We start from the raw sequence: 11,895 nt of genomic DNA, 5'->3' as shown, positions 1-11,895 counted from the left end.
TCGCCCAGAGCGGCAAAAGCCGCCAGGGACAAGAACAGCGATCAGCCGCGCGGCCGCCGGCGCGGCACGCCTTGCGCGCCATAGTGGCCGCCGCCGGTTGGTCCGCCGGCCGCCTTGTTAGGACGCGCCGGACGGGCAAAACCACCGCCGCCGCCGTTGCGCCGGTGCTGCCCGGCATCCGGGAAGCCCAACGCGGTTTGCAACGGATCCGGCTGGCGGCTGCGCGGCTGGCCGCCACCACCCTGTGGGCGACCTTGGCCGCCGCCTTGCGGACGACCTTGACCACCGCCCTGCGGACGGCCTTGGCCGCCGCCGGGGCCGCGGCCCTGATTACCACGCGGCTGGCCGCCGAAACCCGGGTCGCGATAAACGCCAGGACCTTGCGGCGCGCTGTCGGCGCGATTGCCGTTAGGCTCGCGATCCTTGTTGAAATCGGGACGCCCCTTGCCGCCACCGGCATTCTGGCCGGCTGCCGGCTTGTCCAGACCGTACGCTGCCATCATGTCGCGTACCGCATTCTCATCCAGCTCTTCCCAGCGGCCACGCTTGAGACCGCGCGGCAGCGTCATGGCGCCGTAACGGGTGCGGATCAGACGCGACACGGTCAGGCCGATAGCCTCGAACATGCGGCGCACTTCACGGTTACGGCCTTCGCCGATCACCACGCGGTACCATTTGTTGATGCCTTCGCCGCCGCCGTCCGCAATCTTGGTGAATTGCGCCAGGCCGTCTTCCAGCTCGACGCCGGCCAGCAGTTTCTGGCGCATGCCTTGTTCCAGCTCGCCCAGGGTACGCACCGCGTATTCGCGGTCGATGCCGTAGCGCGGATGCATCAGGCGGTTGCACAGGTCGCCCGAAGTCGTAAACAGCAGCAGACCCTCGGTGTTGAAGTCCAGACGCCCGACGGCCAGCCATTTGGCTGCCTTCATGTTAGGCAAACGGTCGAATACCGATGGACGGCCATCCGGGTCGTTGTGACTAACGATCTCGCCAGCCGGCTTGTGATACACCAGCACCCGTGGCGGACGCTTGCTGACTTTGCGTTGCAGCAACTTGCCATTGATGCGGATCTGGTCGGTCGGCAGGATGCGCTGGCCGATATGGGCCGGCTCGCTGTTGACCGACACCCGGCCGGCGATAATCAGTTCTTCCATGTCGCGCCGCGAACCGAGGCCGACTTCCGCCAGCACCTTGTGCAGCTTTGGCGCATCATCTTCGGCGGTCAGGTCGCGCCGGACAACTTTCTGTGCAGCCTGGCGGCGGTCATTGGCGTCTTCAGTGGTCACCAGCGTATCGAAGGACTCGGAGGTAACGAAAGAGAAAACTTCATCGGCGTCGGCGCCGCGGCCGCCCGGCTTGCCGTTACGCTGGCCTGGCTTGCCATTCTGTGCTTGCGGCTTCTTGCCTTTTTGCTGGCGGTCGCGCGAGTTGCGATCAGCGCCGCGTTCGCCATTGCGTTCGCCGCCACGGCCATTGTTGCGCTCGCCACGCGGCTGGCGCGGTTCGCCCGCATCGCCAGCCTGGGTTACAGCCGGCTGGCCGTCAGCGGCGGCCAGATTGCCGCCCTCAGCTGCGGCTTCAGCGGCAGCCGAAGACTCTTGCGCGCGTTGGGCGGCACGGTTGCTGCGCAAGGCGCGCGGACCGCGCACGCCGCGCTTGGCCGGACGCTCGCGCGGCGCGGTTTCCTGATTTTCTGTTGTATTGACGAACAGTGCCGCCTCCACCACCACCGGCGCTGACGGGGCAGGCGCTTCGACACCGACAACCACTGTTTCGGCAGCCGCTGCCGCTTTCTTGCGCGGCGCGGCTTTAGGCTTGGCCGGGGCCGGCGCCTCAGTTGCATTTACAGCAACAACTTCAGATGCAACACTGCTGTCGTCGGCGGCCGCGGCGACTTTCTTGCGCGGCGCACGCGGTGCACGCTTGACCGGCTCAGCCGCAACGGGCGTCTCTGCAACGGCCGGCGCTTCCGCCGCGGCTTTGCGCGCTCTCGGCTTTTTGGCTGGCTTCGGTTCAGTGGCGGCTGTCACGTCGACGACCGGTGCATCATTGGAACTAGGTGGGTTCATTATTCAGGTGTTGGTTATGCCGACCTGGCGTGGCTTCATCATCCGATGCGGGCGCTTGGTCGTTGGTGTGGGTTTCATTCGATGCAACGGTTGTTTCCTGCGGCTGAGCAATGATTTCCTCAGCCGTTTCCGCTGCATTTTCCGTCATGGCTTCCGATTCGCCGATGGCTCCATCGACAACATCTTCCACCAGTGGTTCTGCAATCTGTTCTGCGTCCACGGAGCCGTCGACTGCAATATGCGCTTCCTGCTGATCTTCCTGATCCTGCACATCCTGCGCGGCTAGCTCGGACTCCAGTTGTTCTTCACTTGCTTCCCTGGCTGCGGCGGCATCCAGCACCGCCCTGGCCTCCATGCTCGCTTCCAGATCCGCCTCCAATGCCTGCAATTCGAGCAGATTGCCTTCCTGCATGTCATTGCGGGCAACCTGCTGCAGCGGCGGCAGCTGATCCAGCGAGGTCAGGCCGAGATCGTCGAGAAAATGCTTGGTGGTGGCGAACAAGGCCGGCCGTCCCGGCACGTCACGATGGCCGATGGCCTCGATCCAGCCGCGCTCCTCCAGCATTTTCACGGTCTGCGAATTGACTGTGACGCCACGAATTTCCTCGATATCGCCGCGGGTTACTGGTTGACGATAGGCAATAATTGCCAAGGTTTCAAGGGTGGCGCGCGAGTATTTCGGCGGCTTTTCCGGGTTCAGGCGCTCCAGATAGACTTTCATCTCCGGGCGGCTCTGAAAGCGCCAGCCGGTCGACAGGGCAACTACCTCGATGCCCTTGTCCGCCCAGTCCGTACGCAGCTCCTCCAGCATAGACCTGATCGTATCTGCATTGATTTCGCCGTCTTCCTCGCCGCTATCGTCGCCATTGCGCGCATACAGCTTTTTCAAGTCGTTAAGCGACAGCGGCTCGTGAGCACAGAGCAATGCAGTTTCGAGGACTTTCTTGGCCTCAATAGTATTCATGTACGACGTAGTTTATTTAAATTTTATTAAAAAATTCGCAGAGCTCATGTTCAACGGCAGGCGTCGTTAATCCGCCTGATGCCCGGTCAAAGAAAAAGCTGTTGATACTGCTGTCCAGCGCCCGTTAGAGGAGGATTAATGAGGGCGGGGACAATAAGACATGAATAAGACAGCCGCACCACGGGTGCACCGCTCGTTCCTTAGATTTCAATCCAGGCGGCCGGGCTAAAGCTGCAACCGGTCCGTCATTTATCGAAAAATGTTGAGACAGAGTTTAGCACAAAGCTTATAGGGAGGGCGGATTGATCTTGCGGATGTGGTTATTTGACGATAGACCCAGGGTCTGTCGCAACGCGGAGCGCGCCTGGCTGGCGCACCCCGTTTGGCAAATCGGCGGGGGAAGTATTCAGCTGCCGCGATAGGTGGAATACGACCATGGCGACACCACCAGCGGCACGTGGTAGTTCTGATCGGCATGGGCAATGCCAAAAGCCAGCGTGACGCGATCAACAAAACGCGGGCTTGGCAGGTCAATTCCTTGCGAAGCGAAATAGTCCCCGGCCGAAAACACCAGCTCGTATTGCCCGGCCTGCATCTCTTCGCCCTGCAGCAAAGGCACGTCAACCCGCCCATCCTGGTTGGTCACTGCGCTCTTTAACAGGCTGCGGCCGGCAGCGGTAACGGAGTAGAGTGCGATTTTGACACCTGCGCCCGGCTTGCCCTGGGTGATATCCAGAACGTGCGTACTTAATTTTCCAACGGCGTTTCCCATGACAGTTCCCTATATCGATTAGTTGAAAACGAGTATCGATCAAATGATATACCGCAGGGTCCAGGTCAATATACTATCCGGCATATATTAATCATGGCTGCAGCGCACATAATTCCTACAACGCATTCAGATCAATCGAACACTCCAGGCCCAGCAATGACCATCAACACCGATCCTCACTACCCGCGCGACATGACCGGCTACGGCCGCAAGCCGCCCCACCCGCAGTGGCCGAACAAGGCCCGGATCGCCCTGCAGTTCGTGCTGAACTATGAAGAAGGCAGCGAAAACTGCGTGCTGGACGGCGACGCCGGTTCGGAAACCTTCCTCTCTGAAATCATCGGCGCCCAAAGCTTCCCGGCGCGCCACATGAGCATGGAATCGCTGTACGAATACGGTTCGCGCGCCGGCGTCTGGCGTTTATTGCGCATGTTTGAAGAGCGCCACCTGCCCCTGACCGTGTTCGGTGTTGCGCGCGCGCTACAGCGCAACCCGGAAGCGACCGCCGCTTTTCAAGAACTTGGCCATGAAATCGCCTGCCACGGCTTGCGCTGGATCAGTTACCAGAATATCGACGAGGCTACCGAACGCGCGCATATCGCCGAAGCCGTCAGCGTCATCCAGCAATTGACCGGCAGCGCCCCGCTCGGCTGGTATACCGGCCGCGATTCGCCCAACACCCGCCGCCTGGTGATGGAACACGGCGGCTTCAGCTACGACGCCGACCACTACGGCGACGACCTGCCGTTCTGGGAACAGGTCAGCTTCAAGGACGGCAATGGCAAGGCGCAAACCAAGCCGCAGCTGATCGTGCCCTACACCCTGGACACCAACGACATGCGCTTCGCCGCCATGCAAGGCTTCAATTCCGGCACCCAGTTCTTCGATTACCTGAAAGACGCCTTCGACGTGCTGTACCGCGAAGGCGATCCGCATGGCCTGAACCAGCCGAAAATGCTGTCGGTCGGCCTGCACTGCCGCCTGGTCGGCCGGCCCGGACGCGCTGCAGCGCTGGCGCGCTTCCTCGATTATGTGCAGAGCCACGGCCAGGTATGGATTACCCGGCGTATCGACATCGCCGATCACTGGCGCGCGACGCATCCGTTTTCGGCATAACGCTTTTTCAACCCGCCGTGGCGGTTCCACGGACCTTGCTTGAACACGGACGCGTGTTGTTTCAGATGAATAAAACCGGAAATTTATTTACTACTTATTTACCATCTTATAAAAATCAGGAGACAGGGATGTACCCAGTTAAAAACAAATTGAAAAAACTGCAACTCGTCGCGGCCCTCGGCGCGACGATTGCACTGCCAGCCATGGCCCAGACGTCGGTCCAGGTCACAGGCCTGGTCGACACCTACGTCGGCTCGCTCAAATACAGCGGCGACTCGGGGCGCACCAGCGTGGTCGACAGCGGCGGCATGACCACTTCGTGGATCGGCTTCAAGGGCACCGAGGACTTGGGCGGCGGGCTCAAGGCCAAGTTCAACCTGACCTCGTTCTTCCGTTCCAACACCGGCGCCACCGGCCGCTTCGACGGCAACGAAACGATGTTCTCGCGCGACGCCAACGTCGGCCTGACCGGCAACTTCGGCGCGGTTTCCCTGGGCCGCGACCTCGCGCCTAACTTCCTGCCTTCGATCCTGTTCAACCCGTTCGGCGATTCGTTCAAGCTGTCGCCGCTGATCCTGCACATGGATGTGCCTTGGTTCAACGCGTCCGGCTGGACCAATTCGGTCGCCGGCGACACCGGCTGGAGCAATGAAATCATTTACACGACGCCGGACTTCGCCGGTCTGAAAGCCAACTTCCACTATCAGTTCGGCGAACAGGCAGGCAACAACGGCAAGAACAATATCGGCGCCAACGTCCTGTATTTCCACGGCCCGCTGGCATTGACCGCGTACTATCAACGGGTCAAGGTCAACAACCCGCTGGAGCTGTCGCCAGGCAACGTCCAGCCCGCCACCAACATCCCGCTGCCAAGCGGCATGATGGCGGCGCGCCAATCGAACTGGTTCCTGGGCGCCACCTACGACCTTACCGTCGCCAAGCTGTTCGCCACCTACGACCAGACCTCGCATGACATCGACCTGAAGGACAAGACGCTGCAACTCGGCACCAGCATCCCGCTGGGCCAGGGCGCGGTGCTGGCGTCCTGGGCCAACACCAAGCGTTCCGGCGCAGCGGTGGGCGAGTCGCTCAAGCGTAATACGGCATCGCTGGGCTACGACTACAATATGTCGAAGCGCACCGACCTGTATGCGGTCTACATGTACGACAAGATCACCGAGCAAACCGTCGGCAACAGCGTTGCCTTTGGCATCCGCCACCGTTTCTGATCGACGGGCAATGCAATAAATAAGCTGATACAGTAGTCGCACCCGATGCGCGTCGATCGCCTAGCCGATCGGCGCGCGTTTTAACGTTTGGATTCCTATGCCGGCAGACTCCACCATCAGCAGCGCCGAATGGCAGGTACGCAAGGATTTGGCGGCCTGCTACCGCCTGTGCGCCTTGAAGCATTGGGACGACCTGATCTACACCCACATTTCCGCCTCGGTGCCGGATGAACCCGGGCATTTCCTGCTGAATCCATTCGGCTATCGCTTCGACGAAGTGTGCGCATCGAACCTGATCAAGATCGATGCCAGCGGACAGGTGGTCGGCGATTCGCCGCACCGGGTCAACGTCAGCGGCTTCGCCATTCACGGCGCGGTCCATGCAGCCAGGCCGGACGCCGCATGCGTCATGCATCTGCACAATGTCAACGCCGTGGCGGTCAGCGCCCTGGCCGACGGCCTGCAGCCGCTTTCCCAGCACGCGCTGCGTTTTTACGAACAGATTGCCTATCACGACTATGAGGGACTGGCGCTGACGCCGACAGAGCAGGAACGCATGGTTGCGCGCCTGGGCCAATTGCCCGCCATGCTGCTGCGCAACCATGGCAGCCTGGTATGCGGCCGCACCGTGGCCGAAGCCTACGTCCTCATGGATACGCTGGACAAAGCTTGCGAAATCCAACTCAAGGCGAATGCCGGCGGCAGCCGGCTGAACCTGCCGTCGCAGGAAATCTGCCGCAAGACGCGCGACCAGCTGCTCGGCGACGGCAGCCCGGAAGGCTTGCTGGAATGGCCTGCCCTGCTGCGCCAGCTGGATGCCATCGACCCCGGCTACCAATACTGATCATTTTATAGAAAGGATTTTTCATGCCGACTTTCAACGTGCAAATTTTCGAAGGCCGCAGCGCCGAACAAAAGCGCGCTTTCGTCCAAGCCATCACCGAAGTGACTTGCAAGACCCTGGACTGCGGGCCTGAATCGGTGGACATCATCATCCAGGAAGTCAAACGCGAAAACTGGGCCACCGCCGGCAAGCTGTGGTCGGAATGAACGCCCGATCACTATCGCAGGCGTAAAAAATGGAGCCGCTTGATCGTGGCTCCATTTTTTTTGACCAGGCAGGAGGCGATCAGCTGACCGCCCTGCCCTGCTCTGCCTTATCCCGATCAGGCGAATGCACCGATCTTCTCAACCACCGCATTGCGCACCGAACCGCTGACCACGAACGATTGCGCCACTGCGATATCGTTGTGGAACCAGCGGTCGCCGTCCAGGCAAGCCGGAATCTGGCGGCGGATTTCCTGATAGGCCGCTTGCGTGCCTGTGCCCAGCACAAAGCCCGGCAGCAGGTCTTCCGTCATGGTCAGCGCCTGCGCCGCCAGCAGCATTTCGACGCCGATGATGTACTGCGTGTTGGTCACCACGGTGGCGGCCTTGCGCGCGCACCAGGTCGAGTTCGAGACGTGGTCTTCGCTGTTGCCCTTGGCCGGGATGCTGTCGACGCTGCCCGGCATGCACAGGGTGCGGTTTTCCATCACCAGCGAGCTCATCGAACATTGCACCACCGGATAGCCGGTATTGACGCCGCGCACGCCGCTCATCAGGTTGCGTGGCAAGCCCCACGACAGGGTCGGATCGATCAGGCGGGCGATGCGGCGTTCGCAGATGCTGCCCAGATCGGCAATCGCGATCGCCAGCAAGTCCATCGCCTGCGCCAGGTACTGGCCGTGGAAATTGCCGCCGGAGATGATCTCGAAGCCGCCGCCTTCTTTGTCAAAGATCAGCGGATTGTCGGTGGCGGAGTTGATTTCCTTGTCGACGATGTTGTCGATGTAGTCCAGCGCATCGAACACCGGCCCATAGACCTGCGGCGAGCAGCGCAGCGAGTAGACGTCCTGGATCCGTGAGCTGTAAGGGATATCGGTGCGGCGCGATTCTTCCGGAAACTGCACCGAACGCGCCTCGTGCGTGGTGCGGGTGGAACCGGACAGCAGCTTGCGGATGATGGCGGCGGTCTTGATCTGGCCGGCGTGCGGACGGGCTTGCTGGATGCGGTGGTCGAAGGCGGCCATTTCGGCGCGCATGGCTTCCAGCGTCAGGCCCAGCGACAGGCAGGCATCGCTCAGCAGGTTGCGCGCATCGTGCGCCACCAGCACGGCGACCGCCAGCGAGGCGGTGCAGCCGTTGATCAGAGCCGATGCATCCTTGGCTTTAAGGTCGAATTTGACCTCGCCGACGCCGGCCTTGATGATCGCCTCTGGCGCGCTCATGCGCTGGCCCTGGTACATCACTTCGGCTTCGTCGAAACCGGCGATCGCCGCCGCCAGATAGGACAACGGCGCGAGGTCGCCGGAGGCGCCGACCGACCCTTTTTGCGGCATGATCGGATGGATGCCGGCATTCAGGAAAGCCAGCAGGCGGTCGACTACTTCCACGCGCGGCGCCGAGTAATTGCTGGCGAAGGCGTTGGCGCGCAACAGCATGGTGGCGCGGCTGACTTCTTCCGAAAACGGCTCGCCCAGGCCGGCGCAGTGGGCCTTGATCAGCTGGGTCTGGAACAGTTCGATGTGCTCCACCTTGATGCGGGTGTCTTTCAGCAGGCCGACGCCGGTGTTGAAGCTGTACATCATCGGCGCTTCGTCGTGCATCCAGGTCGACTCGATGTAGTCGCGGCTTTCCTTTAGCGCAGCGCGCGAGGAATCGGCCAGGGTCACCGGCAGGTGTGGTGCGCGGGCGACGTCGATCACTTGCTGGGCGCTCAGGTTGAAGCCGTCGATGGTGATGGTTTGAGACATGGGAACTCCAAAGATTTCTTAAATGAGGTCAAGCGCGGAAGCCGATCGAGCATGGCAGCTCAACCGGCTTCCGGCTGTCAGGACGGCAGCGCCGGACTTACTTGGCGCCGGAGGTATACCAAGTGCCGATCAGGGCGCGCTCTTCGTCGGTGATATGCGTCAGGTTGGCCAGCGGCATGGCCTTCAGCTGCACCGCCTGCTGATAGACCTTGTCCGCGTGTTGCCGGATCTGGTCCGCCGTCTGCAGCATCACGCCGGCCGGAGCGGTAGCAAAGCCCGGCTGGGTCGGCTGCGCCGAGTGGCAGGTGGCGCAACGCTGGCCGATGATTTCCTGGATATGCGCCATATCGGCGGTCGGCGCGGCAGCGGCTGCCGGAGTGGCGCCGCCGGCAGCTGCGGCAACGTCTGCCTTGGTAACCGGCGCCACCGGCTGGACCGGCTTCGGTGCAATCGCAATCGCCACTGCCAACAGCAAGGCAACGCCGGCAATCGGATAACCGAGCGAAACGCGGCCGGCATGACGCAGGTTGAAGAAGTGACGGATCAACGCGCCGGCTGCAATAATCGCCGCGAGGATCAGCCAGCTGTATGGATGGTTGTAAGTCATGCCGTAGTGGTTGCTGATCATGATGAACAGCACCGGCAGCGTGAAATAGTTGTTGTGCACGCTGCGCTGCTTGGCTTTCTTGCCGTAGATCGGATCCGGCGATTTGCCGACGCGCATCGCTTCCACCAGCTTGCGTTGCCCCGGAATGATCACCATCAGCACGTTACCCACCATCATGGTGCCGATCATGGCGCCGACATGGATATACGCAGCGCGGCCGCTCAGCAGATGCGTCAGCACAAAGGCTGCAGCAACGATGAACACATACATGACGATGCCGAGCAGGCCTTCGCGTTTGCCCAGCGGCGAACGGCACAGCACGTCGTAGACGGTCCAGCCGACCACCAGCGTGCCGAGGCCGACGCCGATCGCTTGCCAGGTATTCAGATCAGCCACATCCTTGTTGATCATCATGGCCGAAGCATTGAAGTAATAGACGATGAACAGCATGGCGAAGCCCGACAGCCAGGTGGCGTAAGCTTCCCATTTGAACCAGTGCAGGTCGTCCGGCAGTTCCGCCGGCGCCACCAGGTATTTTTGCGGATTGTAGAAGCCGCCGCCGTGGACCGCCCACAACTCGCCGGAGACCCCCTTCTTGGCCAGGTCGGAACCAGGCTTCGGCGGCCGGATCGAATTGTCGAGCCAGACGAAATAAAAGGATGCGCCGATCCAGGCGATACCCGTGATCAGGTGCAGCCAGCGAACCAGCAGATTGAGCCATTCGACTCCGTATGAAACTAACAATGCATCCATGTCTTCCCCAACGATTATTACTCGTCTGCCACCGCGGGCTCTGCAAACGAAAGAGGTTATTTCGCTTTATATTTGAACCGATAACTGCGTTGCTTCGCCTTGTTCTCGCTTCAAATAAAAACCGAAATATTTGCCTCAACACGGCCGCGAACTTTTTTTAACAACCCAGCTCCGCTACGGCCAACATGAGCGGATAAGCAAGATACCTGCCTGCCCATCCTTCATCTTCCCCTGCCTGCGCTTAATGTAAAAAGCGCGCCAGATTCACGCAAGATAAACGCTACGGGGTTTTAAAACATGGATATTCAGATATATTTGACATACGTATATCCATATAACAAAATGAACTGCGACAGGACGTATAAATACTAAACCAATAAATCAATAAATATAAATTGTAGGAGACAACATGGCCAAGCTTCCGGATCACCTGGATATCCACCTGATACGCATCCTGTATCTGCTGCTGTGCGAGAAGAACGTCTCGCGGGTAGCGCTGAAACTCAACCAGCCGCAGCCGTCGATCTCGGCCTCGCTGCGCAAGCTGCGCGAACTCACCGGCGATCCGCTGCTGGTGCGCGGCGCGCGCGGCATGGTGCCGACCCAGCACGGCGAAAGCCTGCTGAAGCCGGCCAAGCGTATCCTCGAAGAGACCGAACGCCTGTTCGTGCAAAAGACCGCTTTCGTGCCCCAGGCCGAGGCGCGCACTTTCCATATCGCGGCGCCGGATTACATGAATACGCCGTTCTTCCTGGAAGTGGTGGCGCGCCTGCGGCGCGAATCGCCCAAGAGCCGCATCGTGATCCACGCCCTGGGGCCGGAAACCGACTACGTCAGGCTGCTGTCCGACGGCGACCTCGACCTGGTGATCGCCAACTGGGACGAACCGCCGGCCCATCTGCACCTGTCCAAGCTGTTCGACGACCCCATCGTCTGCCTGATGCGGGCCGACAGCGCCTACGCCAAGCGCACCGGGCCGGACCAGATGACAGTGGAAGACTACCTGTCGCTGCCGCACGTGGCGCCGTGGCAGGTGTTGCCCGGCTACCACGGCATCATCGATTCCTTCCTCGACAGCCAGAACCTGAACCGCAACGTGGTGGTGGAATCGGCCTACTTCGGCATGCTGCCCTACATGGTGGCGCAGACCGACCTGGTGCTGACCACCGGCCGCCAGTTCGCCCGCTTCTATGAAAAGACGCTGTCGCTGAAAAGTTTCACCCTGCCGATCAAGTTTCCGCCCATGCGTTTTTACCAACTGTGGCATGAAAGAGTGCACCAGGCTACCGAGCACAAATGGCTGCGCGAGCAGATCGGCATTGCCGCCAAGTCCATGCTGGCAAAGTAAAAACGCAACACAATTTCTCTATCACAACGAGTTTCAACCATATATCCAAATACCTAAATCAACTATCAGGCAAGCTATATATCGTGAGGGGCTGGGCAAAGTAGTATCGGACAGCACGAGCCCTGTTCCAGCTTCAGGTGACTTGTGAAGGCTGTGGCGCAGCAGGCCGGGCGGGCAGGATTTTCCAAACGCCGGATTGATGTCGCCGCAAGCACTAACTATAAATAGTACTTAGGAGACAC

The 11,895-nt window shown here is 60.5% G+C and carries 10 protein-coding genes; 5 read left to right on the top strand and 5 right to left on the bottom strand.

The genetic code is table 11. From position 1 onward, the window contains the following. Nucleotides 1–41: 41 nt before the first annotated feature. The 3 genes from rluB to uraH form a co-directional block, all read right to left on the bottom strand. The gene (gene rluB / locus AC07V8_RS09465; protein ID WP_494678063.1) at nt 42–2,069 is read right to left on the bottom strand and encodes a 23S rRNA pseudouridine(2605) synthase RluB; all 2,028 of its coding nucleotides are present in this window, start codon (nt 2,067–2,069) and stop codon (nt 42–44) included. Continuing rightward, nucleotides 2,056–3,033 carry an SMC-Scp complex subunit ScpB gene (gene scpB / locus AC07V8_RS09460; protein WP_494678064.1) on the bottom strand — a complete coding sequence of 326 codons (978 nt, stop codon included), beginning with the start codon at nt 3,031–3,033 and terminating at the stop codon, nt 2,056–2,058. The genes rluB and scpB overlap by 14 nt, the downstream gene beginning before the upstream one ends. Before the next feature lie 406 nt (nt 3,034–3,439). Further along, a complete protein-coding gene (uraH, locus tag AC07V8_RS09455) occupies nt 3,440–3,805 on the bottom strand; it encodes a hydroxyisourate hydrolase (RefSeq protein ID WP_494678065.1) in 366 nt (121 codons plus the stop codon). A 156-nt stretch (nt 3,806–3,961) separates the two neighbouring features. On the opposite strand from uraH, the gene puuE reads away from it, so the two are divergent. The 4 genes from puuE to AC07V8_RS09435 all read left to right on the top strand — a co-directional run bounded on the left by puuE (nt 3,962) and on the right by AC07V8_RS09435 (nt 7,200). After that, nucleotides 3,962–4,921 carry an allantoinase PuuE gene (gene puuE / locus AC07V8_RS09450; protein ID WP_494678066.1) on the top strand — a complete coding sequence of 320 codons (960 nt, stop codon included), beginning with the start codon at nt 3,962–3,964 and terminating at the stop codon, nt 4,919–4,921. 128 nt (nt 4,922–5,049) lie between these two features. After that, the gene (locus tag AC07V8_RS09445; protein ID WP_494678067.1) at nt 5,050–6,150 is read left to right on the top strand and encodes a porin; all 1,101 of its coding nucleotides are present in this window, start codon (nt 5,050–5,052) and stop codon (nt 6,148–6,150) included. Nucleotides 6,151–6,247: 97 nt separating this feature from the next. Then, entirely contained in the window at nt 6,248–6,994 is a 747-nt protein-coding gene (locus AC07V8_RS09440) for a class II aldolase/adducin family protein (RefSeq protein ID WP_494678068.1), read from the top strand. A 23-nt stretch (nt 6,995–7,017) separates the two neighbouring features. Beyond that, nucleotides 7,018–7,200: a 4-oxalocrotonate tautomerase gene (locus AC07V8_RS09435; RefSeq protein WP_211443326.1), complete on the top strand. Its 183-nt coding sequence runs from the start codon at nt 7,018–7,020 to the stop codon at nt 7,198–7,200. A gap of 116 nt (nt 7,201–7,316) precedes the next feature. On the opposite strand, the gene AC07V8_RS09430 is transcribed toward AC07V8_RS09435, so the two are convergent. Both AC07V8_RS09430 and AC07V8_RS09425 read right to left on the bottom strand, forming a co-directional pair. Next, nucleotides 7,317–8,945: an HAL/PAL/TAL family ammonia-lyase gene (locus tag AC07V8_RS09430; protein WP_494678069.1), complete on the bottom strand. Its 1,629-nt coding sequence runs from the start codon at nt 8,943–8,945 to the stop codon at nt 7,317–7,319. Nucleotides 8,946–9,042: 97 nt separating this feature from the next. Then, nucleotides 9,043–10,305, bottom strand: a complete 1,263-nt coding sequence (locus tag AC07V8_RS09425) for a urate hydroxylase PuuD (protein ID WP_494678070.1) — start codon at nt 10,303–10,305, stop codon at nt 9,043–9,045. A 409-nt stretch (nt 10,306–10,714) separates the two neighbouring features. On the opposite strand from AC07V8_RS09425, the gene AC07V8_RS09420 reads away from it, so the two are divergent. Then, nucleotides 10,715–11,653 (top strand): LysR substrate-binding domain-containing protein, encoded by a 939-nt coding sequence (locus tag AC07V8_RS09420; protein WP_098493805.1) that lies wholly within the window; start codon nt 10,715–10,717, stop codon nt 11,651–11,653. Nucleotides 11,654–11,895 lie beyond the last annotated feature (242 nt).

Source organism: Collimonas sp. GW821-FHT02H07 (assembly GCF_059421505.1).
This window is presented reverse-complemented; position numbering and strand designations above follow the sequence as displayed.